The 18,466-nt window shown below is 57.9% G+C and carries 20 protein-coding genes; 11 read left to right on the forward strand and 9 right to left on the reverse strand.

From position 1 onward, the window contains the following. Positions 1 to 25: 25 nt before the first annotated feature. From ABIQ96_RS04245 to ABIQ96_RS04265, 5 genes are all read right to left on the reverse strand, one after another. On the reverse strand, positions 26 to 2,005 hold the full coding sequence (locus ABIQ96_RS04245; RefSeq protein WP_348213308.1) for an Ig-like domain-containing protein: 1,980 nt from the start codon (positions 2,003 to 2,005) through the stop codon (positions 26 to 28). Positions 2,006 to 2,958: 953 nt separating this feature from the next. Next, positions 2,959 to 3,282 carry a hypothetical protein gene (locus ABIQ96_RS04250; RefSeq protein WP_348213309.1) on the reverse strand — a complete coding sequence of 108 codons (324 nt, stop codon included), beginning with the start codon at positions 3,280 to 3,282 and terminating at the stop codon, positions 2,959 to 2,961. 340 nt (positions 3,283 to 3,622) lie between these two features. Beyond that, positions 3,623 to 4,366, reverse strand: a complete 744-nt coding sequence (locus ABIQ96_RS04255; RefSeq protein WP_348213310.1) for a hypothetical protein — start codon at positions 4,364 to 4,366, stop codon at positions 3,623 to 3,625. A gap of 154 nt (positions 4,367 to 4,520) precedes the next feature. Then, positions 4,521 to 5,768 carry a glutamate-5-semialdehyde dehydrogenase gene (locus tag ABIQ96_RS04260; protein WP_348213311.1) on the reverse strand — a complete coding sequence of 416 codons (1,248 nt, stop codon included), beginning with the start codon at positions 5,766 to 5,768 and terminating at the stop codon, positions 4,521 to 4,523. Between the two features lie 10 nt (positions 5,769 to 5,778). Next, on the reverse strand, positions 5,779 to 6,072 hold the full coding sequence (locus ABIQ96_RS04265; RefSeq protein WP_348213312.1) for a type II toxin-antitoxin system RelE/ParE family toxin: 294 nt from the start codon (positions 6,070 to 6,072) through the stop codon (positions 5,779 to 5,781). Positions 6,073 to 6,107: 35 nt separating this feature from the next. Here ABIQ96_RS04265 and ABIQ96_RS04270 point away from each other — a divergent pair, with 35 nt between their 5' ends. Beyond that, positions 6,108 to 6,335, forward strand: coding sequence for a hypothetical protein (locus tag ABIQ96_RS04270; RefSeq protein WP_348213313.1), 228 nt, complete (start codon positions 6,108 to 6,110; stop codon positions 6,333 to 6,335). Here ABIQ96_RS04270 and proB read toward each other — a convergent pair. Then, entirely contained in the window at positions 6,314 to 7,084 is a 771-nt protein-coding gene (gene proB, locus ABIQ96_RS04275; protein WP_348213314.1) for a glutamate 5-kinase, read from the reverse strand. The two genes, ABIQ96_RS04270 and proB, sit on opposite strands and share 22 nt — an antisense overlap. Positions 7,085 to 7,338: 254 nt before the next feature. Here proB and ABIQ96_RS04280 point away from each other — a divergent pair, with 254 nt between their 5' ends. Continuing rightward, on the forward strand, positions 7,339 to 8,196 hold the full coding sequence (locus tag ABIQ96_RS04280; protein ID WP_348213315.1) for a DUF1194 domain-containing protein: 858 nt from the start codon (positions 7,339 to 7,341) through the stop codon (positions 8,194 to 8,196). A 111-nt stretch (positions 8,197 to 8,307) separates the two neighbouring features. Beyond that, on the forward strand, positions 8,308 to 10,548 hold the full coding sequence (locus ABIQ96_RS04285; RefSeq protein ID WP_348213316.1) for a hypothetical protein: 2,241 nt from the start codon (positions 8,308 to 8,310) through the stop codon (positions 10,546 to 10,548). Between the two features lie 14 nt (positions 10,549 to 10,562). On the opposite strand, the gene ABIQ96_RS04290 is transcribed toward ABIQ96_RS04285, so the two are convergent. Then, a complete protein-coding gene (locus ABIQ96_RS04290) occupies positions 10,563 to 11,972 on the reverse strand; it encodes a sulfatase (protein ID WP_348213317.1) in 1,410 nt (469 codons plus the stop codon). Positions 11,973 to 12,082: 110 nt separating this feature from the next. Further along, a protein-coding gene (gene prfB, locus ABIQ96_RS04295) for a peptide chain release factor 2 (protein ID WP_348213318.1) occupies positions 12,083 to 13,223 on the reverse strand; the annotation gives its coding sequence in 2 pieces (ribosomal slippage) (positions 12,083 to 13,138 and positions 13,140 to 13,223; 1,140 coding nt in all). A gap of 161 nt (positions 13,224 to 13,384) precedes the next feature. Here prfB and ABIQ96_RS04300 point away from each other — a divergent pair. Genes ABIQ96_RS04300 through ABIQ96_RS04310 form a run of 3 tightly spaced genes read left to right on the forward strand, consistent with a single transcriptional unit; the run spans position 13,385 to position 14,439 of the window. Next, positions 13,385 to 13,774 carry a hypothetical protein gene (locus ABIQ96_RS04300; RefSeq protein ID WP_348213319.1) on the forward strand — a complete coding sequence of 130 codons (390 nt, stop codon included), beginning with the start codon at positions 13,385 to 13,387 and terminating at the stop codon, positions 13,772 to 13,774. Beyond that, positions 13,774 to 13,977, forward strand: a complete 204-nt coding sequence (locus tag ABIQ96_RS04305; RefSeq protein ID WP_348213320.1) for a helix-turn-helix transcriptional regulator — start codon at positions 13,774 to 13,776, stop codon at positions 13,975 to 13,977. The genes ABIQ96_RS04300 and ABIQ96_RS04305 overlap by 1 nt, the downstream gene beginning before the upstream one ends. A 15-nt stretch (positions 13,978 to 13,992) precedes the next feature. Then, on the forward strand, positions 13,993 to 14,439 hold the full coding sequence (locus ABIQ96_RS04310) for a DUF3592 domain-containing protein (RefSeq protein ID WP_348213321.1): 447 nt from the start codon (positions 13,993 to 13,995) through the stop codon (positions 14,437 to 14,439). Here the strand turns inward: ABIQ96_RS04310 and ABIQ96_RS04315 are convergent. Beyond that, a complete protein-coding gene (locus ABIQ96_RS04315; RefSeq protein WP_348213322.1) occupies positions 14,436 to 15,128 on the reverse strand; it encodes a hypothetical protein in 693 nt (230 codons plus the stop codon). The genes ABIQ96_RS04310 and ABIQ96_RS04315 overlap by 4 nt on opposite strands. Before the next feature lie 140 nt (positions 15,129 to 15,268). On the opposite strand from ABIQ96_RS04315, the gene ABIQ96_RS04320 reads away from it, so the two are divergent. The 5 genes from ABIQ96_RS04320 to ABIQ96_RS04340 all read left to right on the forward strand — a co-directional run bounded on the left by ABIQ96_RS04320 (position 15,269) and on the right by ABIQ96_RS04340 (position 18,303). Beyond that, a complete protein-coding gene (locus ABIQ96_RS04320; protein ID WP_348213323.1) occupies positions 15,269 to 16,126 on the forward strand; it encodes a hypothetical protein in 858 nt (285 codons plus the stop codon). Positions 16,127 to 16,247: 121 nt separating this feature from the next. Continuing rightward, complete coding sequence (locus ABIQ96_RS04325; protein ID WP_348213324.1) at positions 16,248 to 16,676, forward strand: YchJ family metal-binding protein; 429 nt, start codon at positions 16,248 to 16,250, stop codon at positions 16,674 to 16,676. 315 nt (positions 16,677 to 16,991) lie between these two features. Beyond that, positions 16,992 to 17,321, forward strand: a complete 330-nt coding sequence (locus ABIQ96_RS04330) for a DUF6883 domain-containing protein (protein ID WP_348213325.1) — start codon at positions 16,992 to 16,994, stop codon at positions 17,319 to 17,321. A 1-nt stretch (position 17,322) separates the two neighbouring features. Further along, on the forward strand, positions 17,323 to 17,568 hold the full coding sequence (locus ABIQ96_RS04335; RefSeq protein ID WP_348213326.1) for a DUF4926 domain-containing protein: 246 nt from the start codon (positions 17,323 to 17,325) through the stop codon (positions 17,566 to 17,568). A gap of 294 nt (positions 17,569 to 17,862) precedes the next feature. Continuing rightward, complete coding sequence (locus tag ABIQ96_RS04340; RefSeq protein WP_348213327.1) at positions 17,863 to 18,303, forward strand: hypothetical protein; 441 nt, start codon at positions 17,863 to 17,865, stop codon at positions 18,301 to 18,303. The last annotated feature ends 163 nt before the right edge of the window (positions 18,304 to 18,466 follow it).

Below are 18,466 nucleotides of genomic sequence, written 5' to 3' on the forward strand. Positions count from 1 at the left end.
AATGTGCCAGTAACGAACCGTCGACCTATTCGGCCGGTGCCCAAACGAGGATGGTGGATGTGGCTGTCAACGGAATGGTCGCGGCCACTTTAGGATCCGGATCGATTCCATCAGGAATACCGTCGCCGTCGGAGTCGGCATTGTTGGGATCCAAAGAGAAAGCGATTTCATCCTCGTCGGTAAGACCGTCGCCATCGGAATCCAATGAATTCACGCCCGGATCATATTCGGCTTCCACATCGGCGAGATTAATGGTGGCCGTCGCTGCCAGAGGATCTGGAAAATGGGCCGCGTTGTCGGAGAGCTTCAAGATGATCGTCTCCGGGCCTTCGACCAAATAGTCTGTGTTGGCAACCACCGGAACATCGACATATGTCTCGTTGGGTTGAATCGTGGCGGATGTAGGAACCGGTTGGAAATCACGTCCATTTGACGCAGTGCCCGCGAAGGTAAAACTAACCTGAAGTGGAGATGCATTTGCGGTTTTCCGGGTGAGGCGGATCACCGCCGTATTCAATCCTTTCTCGCTGATGGAGGACGTCAGGGCCTCGGCCTTCACGACCGCTCTGACATACCATTGCAAATTCGAAGTCGATTGGGCCCCTCCCACCTCGGTGACCACCGCCGTGAGATTGTAGCTTCCTGCTGCTACGTTTGGCCATATGGCGTCATACGGCGGTGAAGTGTCCACCCCCAGAAGCGTGCTGCCATTGAAAAATGAAACCTGGGCAATATCCTCAAACCCGTCCGGATCTGATGCATTGGCGTGCAGAGTGATTGTGTCCACCTCATAATTCTGCGCATACGTCGCGGTGAGTATCAGGACAGGCAGCCCCTGATCTGTGAGCTTGAGAGTTCCTATCGCCGTGGGCGAATCAAGGTAGGTGGAGGCTGTAGCGTAGGCCAGTTGGCCGTCACTATTGCTCCCCCAACCGTAAATGGTTCCATTTTCAGCTACCGCCAAACTGAATCCGTTAGCCCCCTCTCCTCCGGCGGCTATGCGAACGATATTCGACAGGCCGGGAACTAATTTCGCCTTCCCTCGGGTTATCATTGAGCTGTCCCCAAGTTCTCCAGACGCGTTGCTCCCCCAAGCCCAAACTTTCCGGTCACTACCAAGGGCCAAAGTGTGCCGGGGGCCCGCTGCCACCGAAACCACGTTTTCAAGTAATTCCCCGGTGCTCTTGATCACCCCAACCGGTGTCGAAATCACCGCTTGCGCAGTCGTCCCATTTCCCAACCTTCCATACTCCTGTTGCCCGAAGCAAAACACCCTCCCTGGATTGCTGGCATTCAATTTTACAACCGCGCTATGCTCCTCGCCGGCACTAATATCCACGATCTGCGACAACGTTCCGGACTCGGTCGCTCTGACAGAGGTGGTGGTGTTGCCGAGGCCAAGCTGGCCACTGCTGTTCAGTCCCCAAACCCAGACGTGGCCGTTTCCTCCGGTGACTTCAGACGTGTGGACGGACCTTGCGAGCATATGGTTCGTTCCGGCTGAGATCTCATAGATACCATCGAGGACCGGATAGCCCGTCAGCGCCGATTTGACAGGCTTCGCATAAAGATTGTCAGTTCCGCTGACAACCCGTCCGAGGCGGCCGGAAACGTCCTCCCCCCATGTGTAGACTTTGCCGTCGGTCGACAATGCAGCCGAATAATTTCCCGCCGCCGCCACCTGCTTGCAATTTGTGAGAAAATCGTTGAGTGTCGTGCTTTTGACCACTGCAACCGGAAAGTAATCGGACGGGGTTGTCGTCGTCTTGTTTCCAAGTTGACCTGAACTGTTGAGACCTGACGCAAATACCGCATAGGTCGAATCCAGAATCACGCTATGCTTCGATCCGGCGGCAACACCGAGCGCATTCATAAACGTTACACCAAGAGCCTTCTTGGCAAGCTGGGGAGACGTCCTCTTATTTTGGTTGCCAATCCCAGTCGCGAGACGTCCGCTGAGCTGCTGCCCCCACCCGTAAAGGATCTGGTTGGATTTAACCGCCATGGTGTGTGCGCCCCCCCGGCGATGTCTCCCGTCACTTTGAAGTTGGAGGTCGCTACGGCGCTCGACTGAGTTCCGCTCCAAGCCTTGACCATGAGGGTCAGTGTCCGGGGAATCGTAACAAAATTGTCGTTGGGCACAATAGGATCCGACTCGGTTGGGGTAGTACCATTGGTCGAGTAGTGGATAACCGCACCCTGCGTCGAACAGGTGACCGTCACGTCAAAACCAATGGGGAACTGGAAATCGCCTTTGGAGATTAGCGGGGTAGCCACCTGGCTCAGCGCATGCGCGGAAAAAAGCACTTCAGCGAACAGGATCGCCAACCCGAAGAACCACACACCTGTTATGAACGATGTTTTCCGAGCGCGACGTATTCCCATGAGCAGGCATCTACGTTGGGTTTTTGATACTGACCAGAAAAATCTATCGATATTTTCAAAGATGGAACAAACAGTGCCGATTTGGTCTATCAGCAACGAAAATCAAAAAACAAATGAACATACTCCATTGAATACCAACCCATTGTCTCCCTTATGGCCGTTTTTGGGACTTGGCGGATCCACCGGGGGACAGGTGCACTAACGGTGCCGATTTGGGAAATCCCAAGAGCCATGATCGGATGATTTCCCACCAGCTTGGAACGAAAGTTTTTTAGCTGTTGCTACCATGGAGTGTCTTATTCTCCATGGCGGCTTCTCCTCCAGTCACGCTTGGCGTATCGTGCGACCGCTCTTGCCTTTGGCGGCCCTTTCCGAGCAGGGGTTCCGGCGCTTTACGAGACCTTCGCTTCCTCCTTGTATTTGAGCCAATCCGTCCCGCATTCGCTGGGACGAAATATCGCCGCGCTTGCCTTGATAGACCGCTGATGAATCGAATCGCTCCCTGGAAGGCATAAGGGAAATGACATCCCACGGCCTCGCTTCTGGACGAAACTGAAATATCCCCCGTAGCGCTCAGTGCTGGTGCGCCGCCTCTTTGGGCGGCTCTGCGGCGGGTGCGGGGCTGGCTTCGGCCAACAATTTGTATTGCGCGACCAGCCGCGTAACGACGGCGGCCATCGCCTCGATCTTTTTGGGACCGAGCGAGCCGTTCATCTCCGTGACGAGCTTGTCGAGTTCCGCGATCTGCTCGTTCATCGGCGGAGTGACCGGAGCTTTCTTCTTCATCATTTCGCACATCTCACATTTCGCGGGTGCCGGTGTCGGCTCCTCCGCATGGACGGAAGGAGCGGCGGAATTGAGCAGCAACAAGGCTGCGGAGAGCAGGGTCGTTTTCATGAGTTCTGTGGATTGGAATTTAACAGGGGCAAGTCATCCGCCGGTTCCGGGGAACCGTGGTACGATGACGGCGTTCACCGCAATAACCCTATAGTCCGGCAACCGGATGAATTTAACTCCATAGTACGTGCTGCATCGGAAATGAGAATCCGTGCATGGTCGCTCATGCGCCGACAACCTGCGCGGCATGCTGGTGGCGCAGGAGCGTGATCGCGATCGGCATCGTGGATCCGGTGGCGATACCGTCGTCCGCAATGCCCCCCTTCCTGCCCGAGACTCCTAACAAAAACACCTCGAAAGACCGGTGGATTTCCGGCAGCAGATTCGCATCTACGGCGGCTTACTCATTCGCGATTTCCTGCTTGTCCTTCTTTTCCTTTTTCGCCGGACAACGCGTGTCGTAGTCCTGCTGCATCCGCTTGAGCTTGAGAACCCCGTAAAAGGTTACGACCGCCATGATGGCGACGAGCACCGCGACACACGATTTCTCCGCACCGAAATTGTTCATTCGATTGAAAGCATAGCTGGCGATGATCAATCCAAGCACCGCCAGGTTGACCGCCCAGTTCGCCGCCTTGGACACGACATAGCACAGGGTTCCGAAACCAGCGAGCTGATAGAGCATGAACGGCAGAACCGCAACGGCTGGCAGCATCTCCGAAATTCCAAGAGTTGTATCAATCGCGCCGGGTTCCCTCGCGTGCAGCAACTCGCTGTGGGCAAGCTGATGGAACAGCGGCGGGACCGCACATAGAAAAGGAATCGCGCACAGCAGCTCCATCACCAGCGAGCCGCTCCAGATGCCGGTTTTCGATGAATAATCTCCTCCACCGCCCACCGACTGCGATCCTACAAAGAGACCGGCGACAACGGCTGCCGCGCTGGAGAGCATCAGCAATTCCACGGTGATTCCAAAGCCGGATGGCTCGCCTGTCTTGAGCATCAGCAGGGCCATGAAACCCGGTGTGTAAAACATCACCCGCACCAGTTTCGCCCACACGCGGACGTCGCGGTCCGGCGGAAGGATTGGCAGCGGTTGTCCATCAATTCCGATGGTTGGTCTTTCTTTTGACTCTTTTGACATATGGGGGCGAGGTGATTGTTGAAACCGATGATCTATCCGCATCGCAAATGCCGCGGAATTATCAGAACACCACAATCACAATCCACCGCGCAGAGTCAAGCCTGTGCATGCCGGAAGAACGCTTTCCCGGTGAACAGATGGGACCAGTGCGTTTTCAGCCCTTGATCTGTCCGTTTCCACGGACTCGATACTGATAGCTCGTCAGCTCGCGAAGTCCCATCGGGCCGCGGGCGTGGAGCTTGTCGGTGGAAATGCCGATCTCCGCGCCGAAGCCGAACTCGCCGCCGTCGGCGAAGCGGGTGGAGCAGTTGTGGAAAACGCAGGCGGAATCGACACTGTGAAGGAATCTTTCCGCGGTTGCCTCGTCGCGGGTGACGATGACATCGGTGTGGTGGGATCCGTGTTCGTTGATGTGGGCGACGGCATCTTCTAACGAATCAACGATCTTAACCGCGATGATGAGTTCGAGAAACTCCGTGTCCCAGTCTTCTTCGGTGGCGGGTTTCGCGTCGGGTATGATTTCCATGACGTCCGAACAGCCACGGATTTCCACGTTCTTTTCACGCAGTGCGGCGGCGACCTTGGGCAGGAATTCCGCGGCGATGTCGCGGTGGACGAGCAGGACTTCGAGTGCGTTGCAGACACCGGGTTTCTGGGTCTTGGAATTTACCGTTAGAGCGGTGGCCATTTCAAGATCCGCGTTCTTGTCAGCGAAGAGATGACAGATGCCGTCGTAATGTTTGATTACGGGCATGCGGGCGAGCGAGACGACCGTTTCTATCAACCCCTTGCCGCCGCGCGGAATGATGAGGTCGAGCCATTTGTCCATGCCGGCCAGCACGGCGACGCTTTCGCGGTCGGTGAACGGGATGAGCTGGATCGCGTGGTCAGGCGCGCCGGCGGCTGCAAGCGCTTCGGCGATGGCGACGTTCGAGTGAATCGCCTCGCTGCCGCCGCGCAGAATGGTGGCGTTGCCGGTTTTGAAACAAAGTACTGCGGCGTCCGCGGTGACGTTCGGGCGGCTCTCGTAAATGATGCCGATGGTGCCGATGGGCACGCGGGCCTGCGCGATGCGAATGCCGTTAGGACGGTCCCACGCATGAATGATCTCACCCACGGGATCGGGCAGCGTGGCGACTTGGTCGATGCCCGCGGCCATCGCTTCAATGCGTTTTTCATCAAGCATGAGCCGGTCGAGCATGGCATTGGAAAGACCTTTTTCCCTGCCTGCGATGAGGTCCTTGGCATTCGCGGCCAGCAATTCCGGCACGCGCTGGCGGATGGCGATGGCCATGGCACGGAGGATCGTGTCCTTCTCGTCACTGGTGAGCTGGGCGAGCTTGTAAGCGGCCGCACGGGCCTGTTTGCCCATTTGGTGGATGGTTTCTGCGATGGCGGACATTATTTATTTCTCAATCGGTTGTGACGGGAATGATAGCGGGATTTGTGAATGAAAGACCCAGCACAAAAATGAATTGATCGTCATCTTCAAAATATACCGCATAAGGGAATTCCGCGACGGTGATCCTACGGACCGTTTCGTGTCGAAGCGGATACAGGTTAGGGTGTGCTGCTGCCGATTGAATAGAACGCCTCAAAGCCAGAAAAAATCTGTCGCCCAGCCCTGGGGATTTTTCTTCGTACCAGAAGTAAGCGTCGCGGATCTCCCCGTCGGCTTCTTCCCCAATGATGACTACTCTATCCACGTCGCGACAGGATGCGGGCTTCCAACTGTTCCCAGGTGAAACCTGATGAAGGATTTGCCTTCAGATTTGCGGAGCGCTTTCTGAACTCTTCGATCAGCCCTTTAGAATCAGGCGAGGCACTCAAATCTTCCGCGATGGAATCCCAAAGCTCCCCTACCAACCGCTTCCGCTCATCGATAGGGAGTTTCCTCAAATCTTCCAATGCGATCATGAGTGCATATTACGGCAATGAAGGTCTGACTCAAGGTGCAATCGCCGCATGAAACCGCGTGGAAATCCCGTTCCCGGCAATGATTCCCGCGAGGCGCTCCGGATGACGGCCGTGGGCGATGTGGGTCTCGATCCCGGCATCGACGGCGAATTTCACGGCGGAGAGTTTCGACGCCATGCCGCCCATCGAGAAGCGGCCTTTGTCCTCGCGGACGTGGCGAAAGACGTTGTCGATATCGGAGACTTCGGGAATGAGTTCGTTGGTGGTGGGGTCTAGCAAACCATCGACGCTCGTGAGCAGAATCACGCGCTTGGCACCGGCAAGTTTCGCCACGCGGACGGAAAGCATGTCGTTATCGCCGAATTTCAACTCCTCGACCGCGACCGAATCGTTCTCGTTGATGATCGGCAGAATGTGCGGCTCCATCAGCAGCCTCCGGAAAGTGTCGCTCACGTAGCCCGCGCGCTCCGGCGTCCCGAGGTCGGCGGCGGTGAGCAGGACCTGCGCGATGGTGATGTCGAAATTTGAAAACAGGCTGCTGTAAGTCTGCATCAGCCGGGCTTGGCCGATCGCCGCACAAGCTTGGCGGGTGGCGGTTTCCTTCGGGTACTCCGTGAGGCCGAGTGCGGAAACACCGGATCCCACGGCGCCGGAGGAAACAAACAGGCAACGGTGGCCGGCATTCATTAGTCCGGCGATGGCGGAAACGAGATGCACCAGCGCGGCGCGATCCAGCGTGCCGTCACTGGATTTCGTCAGAACGCCGGTGCCGGCCTTGATGAGGGTAAGATCGGATGCCATGGAGGATTTCAGCCTTGGGTGGAGCGCGGGCATAGCCGGAAGCAGCCGGTCGCGCCAGTGTAAGCTGCCAAAAAATGCCCCCTCAGGCCCACCCCATGATTCCGCACGGTCCAACGGAATTCGGACGCCAGCCGAAATCATCATCGATTCAGCGGATTCAGGGGCAACACCCTTCGGATTGATAAATATTTTAGAACTATTGACAATATGCCGACATTAATTTAAAAAGTTCGACGTTCCCACCCTTCTGTCCCATGAAAACATTCAAAAACAAGAAATTCGACGGTCTTTGCCAACCGTCCGGTTTTCAATTTGCCTGTGCGCTGTCCGTTTGCATCGCGGCAACGGCCTGGTTCTCGCCAGTTCGGGCGGAAACGGTTGATAGCGAACTCGTTCTGCTCGTCGACATCGTGCAACCGGAACTCAGCCAGACCAATTTCACCCGCCTGTTGAACAGCTACGCGAACTCATTCACGAGTTCCCAGATGCTGAATTCCATTCAATCCGGAGCCACTGGAAAGATCGCTGTCTCGGTGATGCTTTTCGGCGGAGCATCCATGCAGGTGACCGGAGTGCCGTGGATGGTCATCGGAAATGCGGCCGAAGCGCTCAATTTCGCAAACCTCGTCCGCAACGTAACCCGTCCGACCACTTTCGCCTTTTCGGATCCCGGTGCCGCACTCACCGCCGCCACCAAAAAGTTCGGAACAGAAACCGGCGGTGCCTCCAATGGCTTTGAAAGCACCGTCCAGATCATCGAAGTTGCGACGGCCGGCATTCCATCCGCCAGCATGGCCACCTCCACCGCGAACAGCAGCGCGAACGCCCTCGCTTCCGGAGTGGATCTGATCAACGCAGTCGCTCTCGGCACCTTCTCGAACTCCATCGACAGCTTCTATACGGCCAACGTGATCGGCAGCACCATCCCGGGAGTCCAGGCGACGAGCACCGAGGCACCGCTCAACGGCACCCTGAACAACATGATGGGCGGCGCCCTAACAACCACCGTCCAGACGGGATCCGCCGCGGCGATCTCCGCAGTGCCCGAGCCAAGCTCGCTGCTTGCCCTCCTTCCGACGACGCTCCTGCTTCTCAAGAGACGCCGCCACTGAGCGGAATCTCCCTCATCTGTTCGGCATCCTGATTTCGGAGCATCCGGCGAAAGGAAGATCACCGGCATCCAAGACGTATCCGGGTTCCTCCTGCCGGAGGTTGCCGCAACCATGAAATACGTCTTCCCGCTGTTCATCACCGCCGCTCTGCTGACCGGTGGCCTAACCGCTGAAGACATCGGGATTTCATCCGGCAACGCGCGGTTGCTGCTGCACCAGGATCCCGCCGACCAGAGCTACTCGCTTGCCTTCGAAGCAGCCGGAAAAATCATGCGGACGTATGAGCCGGAAAAACCGCTGTCGCTGGAAGTAAACGGCGAACGGATCGATGGCAGTTACACGAAAGTTTCGCAGGAAAACGGGACGCTGATTTGCCAAGGCATTGTCACCAGCAAACATGGCACCCAGTTCCTTTTCACCGACCGCTTTCTCGCGGAAAAACCGGACTCCTTCGAGCTGCGGAGAAACGTCGCCATCCAGAACGACAGTCTGGAAGATCATTTTTTCAACTCGCTCTTCGGCATCGAAGTCACGGCGAAGAGTTCGCTGGAAGATTCCGAATACTTCGTCCCGGGCGTCTGGTATCGGACGAATTTCAAAACCCGGATGGCTGGAGCATTGGCGAAAAATCCTAACGATCACTATTTCCTTTTCCGCGAGGACCGCCTGCCACTGCCGCTCGCCATGTTGCGGAATGTCTCGGATGGCGGCACGGTTTCAATGATTCACGCGGCCTCGGAGCCGACCACTTTCACCGGCGATCGCGGCGAGGAACGCGTCGTCGACGAGCGCATGCAGTTCGGCTCCATTGGTGTGCGTCAGCTTGACGGCACGTCGCTCGCCTTCATGTTTCCCGGCTCTGAGGGTGAGCAAAACCACGTTGCCTGGCGATCGACGGACAGGTGGGCGCTCAGAAGCCACCCGGTGAAGAAGGGCATCCAACATCATTACAAGCTGGTCATCAGTTTCTCAAAAACTGCGACCTATCCGGACGCCGTCGAAACCACCTGGAAGCACGCGTTTGATATCTATCAGCCAAAGATCCGCCCGGTGGATGTGAAAGCGGCGTTCCGCGGTCTTGTCGAAACGCTCGACCATTATGCGGTCAGCCGGGGCTACGATGCGCCGGGCTTTCCGTTTTCCGTCAACCTTCCAAGCGGAACCGCCCGCGCTTACAACTATCAGATGGGATTTATCGGCAGGCAGTTGCCCAACGCCTACGTCCTCATCCACCAAGGCATCGCCGGAAAACAAAACGACCTGCGAATCAAAGGCGAGGAGATCGTCGATTTCTGGGCCGCCAATTCATTGACCGGAGATGGCCTTCCCCGGACCTGGTATGATCCGGCCAAAGGCAATGACGCGAAAGGCTCGTGGCGGAAAAGCGACAACCCAAGAGGCGGCACCGCGATGCGCGTGGCCACCACCGGCATGGAAGGCATGCTCTCCGCGTATTCGTTAGATAAACGCAACGGCACCGACAAACCCGCTTGGCTCGCGGCCTGCCGCAAATTCGGGGACTGGCTCGTCGCAAACCAGAACGACGACGGCAGCTACTACCTCGCCTATAGCCATCAGCTTATCGATGGAAGACACCCGCCAACCGAAACCAGCAAATTCACCACCACCAACCCCGTCCGCTTTCTCATCACACTCCATCAAACGACAGGAGACCAACGCTACCAGGACGCCGCACTCCGGGCGGGAGAATTCGCACTAACAAATATCCATCATACCTACAACTACGTCGGAAGCGTCATTGACAACCCCAACGTCATCGACCGCGAATCCGGCCAGGAAGCCATCTATGCCTTCCTCGCGTTGCACGATCTCACCCAGGAAAAACGCTGGCTCGAAGCCGCCGTGCAAGCCGCCCGCTACGCCGAGACATGGATGTATGCATACGAGATTCCCGTCGAGATCGACAGCGGTGTCACCGATTTCCCGAAGGATCGCAGCATCGTCGGCCAGACGCTCATCGCCACCGGCCAATCCGCCGCGGACCTTGGCTTCGCGTTTTCCTCGTTCGACTACTACCGGCTCTATCTGTTCACCGGCGATCCACATTTCCTAACGATTGCCCGCCTGCTCGTCCACAATACCAAGCAGGCCCTCAACTGGGACGGCAGTCTCTACCCCGACCAGCCGAAAGGCCTTCAGCTCGAAGCATTTTCGGTCACCGTCCCCCGCCGCAAAGGCGTGATGGAATGTCTCTCGTGGAACTACACGGCGCACCTCGATCCGCTCGTTAGATTCCAAGACGCGTTCGGCAGCATGGACATCGAAGCGATCGAAAAGCTACCGCTGGCAAAACGGCAGGAATTCAATCGGAGCGTGATGAAACCGCGTTGAGCAGTCCTTTCGGCTCAATCCCCTTCGCCCTTGCCCATTTTGGTGGAGCGGGTTTTGGCCTTATTTTCGGCAACCATTCCCTGATCGTCCTGCTGCTTCATCCAGGCATCGAGCTGCGTTCCCAGGGTCGCCTTGATGGTGGCCAGCTCGGGATCGGCGGCGAGGTTCTTCGTTTCGTAGAGATCGTTCTGGAGATCGTAGAGTTCCTCCGCAGGGCGGTGGGAAAGCCATTTCACCCGCGCGGCAAGGGCGGGGTCCGGTTTATTGGCCGCATTCTTTTGCCACGAGATGAAGGGCTGGGATTCGTGAATGCCCTGGATCCAGAAGGTATTGTCCGGAGCGAGGTTGCGGATGAACTTGTAGCGGGTATCCCGCACGGCGCGCATCGGATAGGGTTCCTTGGCGCCGTAGCTGCCGAGAGTGGTGTGTTGCGCGAAAATATGGCTGCGGAACGCCTCGCCACCGTCTGCTAGAATTTTCAGGAAACTGCGGCCGTCGAAACCGCTGGCTCCGGCGGCATCGGGACACTTCACATCGATTTTCTCCGGATCGATCCCGGCGGCTGCGAGGAACGTGGGAGCGACGTCGACATATTGCATCAGCGCGGGACTGGTGCTGCCCGGCGCAACCTTGCCGGGCCACCGGACGAGGGCGGAGGCACGGATGCCATTGTCATAAACGCTCCATTTTCCGCCATAGGGAAAGCTGCTGCCTTGCTCGCTGACGAAAAGGACGAGCATGTTTTTCGTCTGCGACGTTTGCTCCAGGAGATCCAACAATGCTCCGACCTGGGAATCGAGCTTGCCGATTTCGCCATAATATTTGGCGAGCTGCTTGCGGGTCTGGAGATTGTCGTGGAGGTAGGGCGGGATAGTGATCTTCGCGGGATCCGCAGGAGTGCCGCGATCCCAAGGACTGTGCGGATCGTTAGACGCATAGACCATGAACCACGGCTGCGAGGCATCCCGCGTGACAAAGGCGCGGGTTTCCGTCAGATCGTCCGCGCCGGGGATGTGCTGATAGGGAAACGACTCCGGCGGCCCGACATGCTCCTTGTTCTGGAGGGCGACGCGGTAACCGGCATCCTTGAGGTGGGTGAAGAGGCTGCGGGTGCCATCGTAGACGCGGGTGTGGTTGGGATACGCGCCACTGCGGATGGGATAGAGCCCGGTGTAAAGGGAGTGGCGCGTCGGGGAGCAGGTGGTGGCGGGATTGAACATGCCGGTGAGGTGCATGGACTCCGCGCAGAGCTTGTCGAGGTTGGGCGTTTTGACCTCCTTGTTGCCCTCGTATCCCAGATCACGCCAGCAAAGGTCGTCAGCGACGATGATCAGGAAATTCGGACGAGCCTCCGCGGCGTGAATCGCCGGACAAAGTGAAAGCAGCAAGAGGGCGACGACGGTGACCAGCCGGGTAAGTTTCATGGGATAGGCGATGGATACAGCGAGCTTGGAGGAAATCCGTCATTTCTCCATATCAAGGTTTCGCCATCCGTACGGGCGTTCCGGAAAAATCGCCGGCCCGGCCCTCTAAATCAATCCTCCTCGTCCTTCACGCCCTTCACCCGGACCTTGCCGCGGAGCTTGGCTTCGATGAAGGCGTCGATGTCGCCATCCATGGTCGCCTGGATGTTGTTGGTTTCCTCGCCGGTGCGGAGGTCGAGGACCTTCTGATAGGGTTGGAAAACGTAGGACCGGATCTGGTTGCCCCAGGAGACGTCGCCTTTTTCGCCGTAGGCGCGATCAGCTTCGGCTTTCTGTTTGTCCTCCTCAATGGTGTAGAGCTTCGCCTTGAGGATGTCGAAGGCGAGTTCTCTGTTAGCGCCCTGCGTCCGCGCGGCGGTCGAGCGGATGAGGATGCCGGTCGGAAGGTGGCGCAGAATGACCGCGGTCTCCACCTTGTTGACGTTCTGACCGCCCTTGCCGCCGGAACGGGTGGTGGTGATCTCGATGTCCTTTTCGTTGATCTCGATCTTGATCTCTTTGGAAACCTCAGGGGTCGCATCGATCGAGGCAAACGACGTGTGGCGCTTCGCATTCGAGTCGAACGGGGAAATTCTAACGAGCCGGTGCACGCCGCGTTCGTTTTTCAGGAAGCCATAAGCATGGTCGCCAGTGATTTTCAACGTCGCGGTGCGCAGGCCGGCTTCATCACCGTCCTGCCAGTCGAGCGTTTCGACCGTGTAGCCTTTTTGCTCGGCCCAGCGGGTGTACATGCGGTGGAGCATTTGCGCCCAATCGCACGCTTCGGTCCCGCCCGCCCCTGCGGAAATGACGAGGAAGCAGGGAGAAATATCGCTCGGTTGATCTAGCAGAGTGAGAAGTTCGTAAGCGCGGATGTCGCCTTCAAGGCCTTTGGCTCCGGCGATCGCCTCGCGGGCGAGATCGGCGTCATCGTATTCCTTGGCGAGTGCCACGCCTTCATCGATGTCCGCCACGCGGGCTTCGAGTTTCAGGAAGGACTCGAGTTTTTTCTTCAAACCGGCGGCCTTCGAACTGATCGATTTCGCCTTGTCCGAGTCGTTCCAAAACTCCGGAGCGCCCATCGCCTCCTCGAGCGTGTTGATTTCGTTTTCGAGAGTCGGGACGTCAAAGATACCTCCTGAGTTTCGACAGGCGGCTTTTGAGGCCGTCCGTATCGAGCGCCAGGAGGTCAGCGGTAGGAAGTGAGGACATTGCGGGCGCAGAAAAGGGCATCCGCCATGACGTGGCAAGACGGAACCAACAGCCCGCCCCCGATCGACACCAATGTCCCCTTCACAAACGATCAAAATGTAATGTTGACCTGACACAAAAATGTGTCAGCCTTGCCTTACATTAAGTCAAGAATACCCGCCATGACAACCCCATTGGAAAACAACAAAAAATACTTCATCCGCGCCTCTCTCTACATGGGAGCCTACATCGCGGTAAACGTCGCAGCCATCACCGGGGCCTTTGATGGCCTGAAACCTCCTGGCACTTGGGCCCTCTCGCTGGTCGTTGCAGCTCCGGTCATCGGTCACATCGCGTCGTTTCTCGTCTGGATGCGCGACAGCGACGAATTCGTGCGAACCCTCACGGCCAAGCGCTTCATTGTCGCCACCGGGGTCATGCTTGCGATCGCCTCCGTTTGGGGCTTCATGGAGCTGTATGCCAAAGCCACTCACGTGTCCGCCGCGATGGTCTATCCGCTGCTATGGGCGTCGTTCGCAGCCGTCAGCCCATTCATCCGCACCTCACACTGATGAAAAACCGACTTAAAGTCATGCGTGCCGAACGCAACTGGACCCAGGAAGAACTCGGCAAACGGGTCGGCGTCTCGCGGCAGGCGATCATCGCGCTGGAAACCGAAAAGCACGACCCGTCGCTCGACCTCGCCTACCGGATTTCCAAGGAATTCGGTGCGCCCGTGGAGCAGATTTTTGAAAACCCACACACGCCATCTTAGCCGATGGATCCCCTGATGACCGCCTCCGACGTGTGGCCGCTGGCGTGGCTTTTCTCCCTCGCCGGCCCGCTGCTGTTGGTCGCCTCGGTATGTTTTTACCGCAGGACCCGGCACTGGCTTCGCAGAGCCACCCGCCACCTCGCCGTCGTCGCGGACCGGGGCACCGCCGGACACAATTCAGCCACGCCGCCGACGGTCCAATGGACCGATGCCGCCGGGATGATTCGGGATCGGAAACTCAACGTCGCGAGTTCGCGGCGCAGGGGTTGGCTGACACCACCCGAATCGGGATTTGAAACCGGGCAGCAGCTCTGGATTTACGACAGTCCGGATCACCCTACGGAAGCGATTCTCGCTTCGACTTGGGGTGTCTGGGGCGCAACGATTCTCTGCCTTTTGTTAGGGTTGTCGTTCACGGCCGGGGGATGTTTTCTACTGGCCGCGACGAAAGCCGGCGGTTAGACCGATTCTTTCGCCCGATGCTCGCTCATCCAGGTGTAAAGCGTCACCCACAACGAAAGCGCCAGCGCGAACAGCGGGATCTGCAGCAGCGACGGCAGCGAGTAAAGGATCGTCACCACCGGAATCCACACACCCCACGTCGCGAACAACGTGGCGAGGACCGTTTCCTGATAGTAGGCCGCGGTGAAAAACCGACCCGTGCCGGCCAGCCGGTAACCGCTGTTTTTCCAATCATACAGCCAGGCCGTCACCGGCGCCGCGAACAGCGGGTTATAGAGGAATTGATCGACCAGCACCTTTTTCCACACCACGTGGAACGCCGCCTCCGCGCCAAACCAACCGGCCTGCTGCCGATAGAAAAAATCGACGACGAGGCCCATGAAACACCAGAACGGCACGGTGAAAAGCAGGTTCGTAAAATTCGACCGCCTCACCTGGGTTTTTTGAAACACGAAAATCCGCATCAGCTCGGGAATCACCGCTCCGGCGATGATCGACGCGACCGCGGAATAACCGTACCCCCAGCGCGCCTTGAGCGCCGCCAGCCGGTCCAGCCACGCATGCGTCGGCGGATAGAAATAGTAAGCCAGCAACAGCGCCAGCATCAGCGACTGCACGATCAACCCCGGCTGCAGATTCGCCCGCGCCGCCCGCAGGCCCGCCGCCCACGGCGGAGCGCGGCGCGTCATGGACGGGATGGATGGATCAGGCGACAAGACCGCGGACGATGGAAGGCGCGCCCCGGATCTTCAAGAGCGGAGTCCATGACCGCGTAGGTACGGCATCACGGAATGTGCATTCGCGGAAATTTTGATAGAACAGCGGTGTGATGAGACGAAACCTACGCGCCCTTTTCATCCTGCTCGTCTTGGCGGGCTCCGTAACCCGCTTGCCCGCATCCTCCGCGGAAACAGGCCAGCCCCTCGAAACGCATCTCATTCCGCAGAAGACCTTGGGCGAAATCCGCACCACCGCCGCCCGGTTCCTTGCCCGCCATGCCAAGCCGAATATGGACAACATCCTCTTCAAGCAGACGCACTCCGACGGCGACCTGTGGACCGAGGTTTCCGGGCTCAGGCTCACCCGCATCCAGGTGCAGCCGGTTGACCGCGAGGCCAAGGCGATGGGCATCCTCGGCCGCTACCTGGTTTTTCTCGACTGCTCCAAATCGCACGCATTCCGCCATGGCCAGACCGGCTGGTCCACATGGTCCGGTGGCCCGGGAAATTTCCTCCCACAGGCGGTGGTCGTGGAACGCATGGTAGACGGCCAATGGCATCCATCGATTAACGTTTCCCTTCCGCTCTTTGAATTCCCCACCCAAGGCAATCTTAATTTCATTTCCCAGCAGGCCCCGCGGTTGGTCCGCCCGCGCATCCACCCGCCATCGGCCGATCCGCTGCTCGCCACCGCCGGGGAACTCCCGTACGCGGCTTCATTGAACATCGCCCGCTTTCCGGATCCGGAGCCGGGCCCTGCGTCTCCGGCGGTTCTATCCACGGATTCGTCGGGATTCAGGAAATCCATTCCCTATCTTTGCGTGGCAGCGATCCTCATCGGGGCCGTCGGCCTCATCCCCGGAAAATCCGGCCGCCGGTCGGCAAGACGTCCCGTTCTTGAGTCCCAAGCTTCACTCACGCTCGCCCGAGTCAGCAACGTGGCGTCCGTTCGCACCGGGCTGCTGTGATGGAAGAAATCACCAATCACAAAGCCCCAATCATCAATCAAACAGTCTGATTGATGATTTGAAAATGAGTGATTCGTGATTTCTCTCTTGAAGATTTCCCCCCATCTCCACACTCGGCCTCATGACCGAATCGACGGAACGACCCTCCGGGCCAAGGGAGCTCTCATTATGCCCCTGCAAGAGCCGGGAAACCTACGCCGCCTGCTGCGAGCCATTCCACCTCGGCAGGGCCAAGCCGGAGACCGCGGAGCAACTGATGCGCTCGCGTTACAGCGCCTACTTTTTCCGGCTCGTCGATTACCTCGTCAGCACCACCCACCCCGACACCCGGGAGCCCGACTTGAGAACCCGCATCGAAGAAAGCATCCATCAGGTGAACTGGCGGTTTCTAACGATTCTCGGCACCTCCAAGGGCGGGAAAGACGACAAGACCGGCAAAGTCGAATTCGTCGCCGAATACTTTGAAGGCACCCAACCCCACGAACTCCACGAGCGCTCCCGCTTCAAACGCTTCAAAGGGGATTGGAAATATCTGGATGGCAGAGGTTGACCTCATCCAACTGTAGCGGCGCGTCTATGACCGTCGCACTTCACCTTCTCCCGCCGGAGGCTTCTCTTCATCTTCCTACTCGCTGAGCCGCTTCCCGCCAACGAAGTCTTCGGCGTTCGCAAACTTTCCGTCGCGGTTTGAAATCACCAATCACATAGCCCCAATCAAACAGTCCGGTTTGTGACCGCTGAACGTTCGGCATCGTTCCACGCGCTTCGCGGGATGATTTGGAATTCCCGATCTATCTGATTGATCGGCGCGTGGATTCCAGCAGCATTCACCGGTCAAAGCCTTGATCCGCCATGGCACCGCCGCATGAAACTCCCCTTCGACAGCCTCATCGCCCGCACCAAGATCACCCACTATCTTTTGGTGCCGCAGACGAGGGGAGATAAATCCGGCTTTCTCAAACTGGCGGGTTACGATTCCTCGCAAGCAGATCAACTCATCCATGATTTGCGCATGCAAATTCTCGTTTGCGAGGCGGTTGCTTCTGAATCGACCGCGCACGGCCAGTTCTATGAAATCTCCTGTCCGCTCGTCGGGCCCAACGGGCGCACCCTTGACATCCGGACCATCTGGATGAAAGAGCACTTGTCCGGGCAAACGAAATTCATTACCCTGATCCCCGAAAGAAGCCGCTGATATGCCTTACGAACTTTATACCGATGCCGTCCTCGCCCGCGATCTCCCCGCGCACGGACTCTGCGCGGGAGATGTCGTCAAGGTCGTGGATCATCACCCTGCCGCTGATGGCGAGGAAGGTTATTCCATTGAGGTGTTCAATACGCTTGGAGAAACCATCGCCGTCACCTCCGTTCCCGCATCCGCCTTGGAACCACTTCTTGCCAACGAGGTCTTCAGCGTTCGCAAACTCTCCGCCGCAGTTTGAAATCACCAATCACAAAGCCCCAATCATCAATCAAACAGTCTGATTGATGATTTGAAAATTCGTGATTCGTGATTTCTCCCCTCTGATAGTAGCTGCGGCGTCTCGCCGCAGACCGTTGCCGGAGCGTCCCGCTCCACAGCAGCCCAAAATCCCCCAACTCCCAAATCCGGCCATATCCCGGATACGTCATCGCGGCAAATTTGTGGGTTCTCTCAAAACCGGATCCCGAGTAATTTCATACCATCACCGCCATCGCCAACATCGTTGGATCAACCCGAACCTCACCCACAAGCCATGGACCCGGAATCTGATTTCGAAATCGAATGCATCTACGAAGACGTCCTGAGAAAGATCGGCCGCAACCTGCTGCTGTTCCAACAGGCCGAGCTGTTGATTCGATCCCTAACCACCCTCGAATCCCGCCGACCACCCCGCGAGGACGCGGACGACCGGCGCGACGCCCTCCTCCTCATCATCGAGGAACGCAGTCACCTCGTGCACCATTCCCTATCAGAACTCATGCCGGCCACCCTGGAGAGTTTCAGGAATCTCGCCCGGGCCCTCGAGCAGCAGCGGGAAAGAGTCTTACCCGCCATCAAGCGACTGCTGGATGACGGCATCAATGTTAGCAACCGCAGCGACGATCCGCTGGAGTTCTTCCGGACTCCGGATCCCATGAGCCGCCATGTCCCCTTCGGACCCGGATCCATGTACTACCGGCGATCCTGCGCCTGAGCCGTCTGGCACAGACAACCGTGGCTGTGGCGTCTCGCCGCAGACCGTTGCAGGAGCGTCTCGCTCCGTGGCAGGAAATGAGATTTCACCGCAAGCCGCAAAGGTCGCAGAGGGACGCAAAGCCGGGAGGATGGGTCATTGAGTGAAACAAAGCGAAACACGG

The sequence above is a fragment of the Luteolibacter sp. genome (assembly GCF_039920825.1).
In the GTDB taxonomy this organism is placed as follows: Bacteria; Verrucomicrobiota; Verrucomicrobiia; order Verrucomicrobiales; family Akkermansiaceae; genus Luteolibacter.

Coding starts and splice junctions, on each gene's coding strand:
- ABIQ96_RS04290 (WP_348213317.1), bottom strand. CDS start 11,972: ATGAAACTTACCCGGCTGGTCACCGTCGTCGCCCTCTTGCTGCTTTCA.
- ABIQ96_RS04340 (WP_348213327.1), top strand. CDS start 17,863: ATGGACCCGGAATCTGATTTCGAAATCGAATGCATCTACGAAGACGTC.
- ABIQ96_RS04280 (WP_348213315.1), top strand. CDS start 7,339: ATGAAAACATTCAAAAACAAGAAATTCGACGGTCTTTGCCAACCGTCC.
- ABIQ96_RS04255 (WP_348213310.1), bottom strand. CDS start 4,366: ATGTCAAAAGAGTCAAAAGAAAGACCAACCATCGGAATTGATGGACAA.
- ABIQ96_RS04335 (WP_348213326.1), top strand. CDS start 17,323: ATGCCTTACGAACTTTATACCGATGCCGTCCTCGCCCGCGATCTCCCC.
- ABIQ96_RS04250 (WP_348213309.1), bottom strand. CDS start 3,282: ATGAAAACGACCCTGCTCTCCGCAGCCTTGTTGCTGCTCAATTCCGCC.
- ABIQ96_RS04310 (WP_348213321.1), top strand. CDS start 13,993: ATGACCGCCTCCGACGTGTGGCCGCTGGCGTGGCTTTTCTCCCTCGCC.
- proB (WP_348213314.1), bottom strand. CDS start 7,084: ATGGCATCCGATCTTACCCTCATCAAGGCCGGCACCGGCGTTCTGACG.
- ABIQ96_RS04305 (WP_348213320.1), top strand. CDS start 13,774: ATGAAAAACCGACTTAAAGTCATGCGTGCCGAACGCAACTGGACCCAG.
- ABIQ96_RS04320 (WP_348213323.1), top strand. CDS start 15,269: ATGAGACGAAACCTACGCGCCCTTTTCATCCTGCTCGTCTTGGCGGGC.
- ABIQ96_RS04245 (WP_348213308.1), bottom strand. CDS start 2,005: ATGGCGGTTAAATCCAACCAGATCCTTTACGGGTGGGGGCAGCAGCTC.
- ABIQ96_RS04315 (WP_348213322.1), bottom strand. CDS start 15,128: ATGACGCGCCGCGCTCCGCCGTGGGCGGCGGGCCTGCGGGCGGCGCGG.
- ABIQ96_RS04260 (WP_348213311.1), bottom strand. CDS start 5,768: ATGTCCGCCATCGCAGAAACCATCCACCAAATGGGCAAACAGGCCCGT.
- ABIQ96_RS04330 (WP_348213325.1), top strand. CDS start 16,992: ATGAAACTCCCCTTCGACAGCCTCATCGCCCGCACCAAGATCACCCAC.
- ABIQ96_RS04285 (WP_348213316.1), top strand. CDS start 8,308: ATGAAATACGTCTTCCCGCTGTTCATCACCGCCGCTCTGCTGACCGGT.
- ABIQ96_RS04325 (WP_348213324.1), top strand. CDS start 16,248: ATGACCGAATCGACGGAACGACCCTCCGGGCCAAGGGAGCTCTCATTA.
- ABIQ96_RS04300 (WP_348213319.1), top strand. CDS start 13,385: ATGACAACCCCATTGGAAAACAACAAAAAATACTTCATCCGCGCCTCT.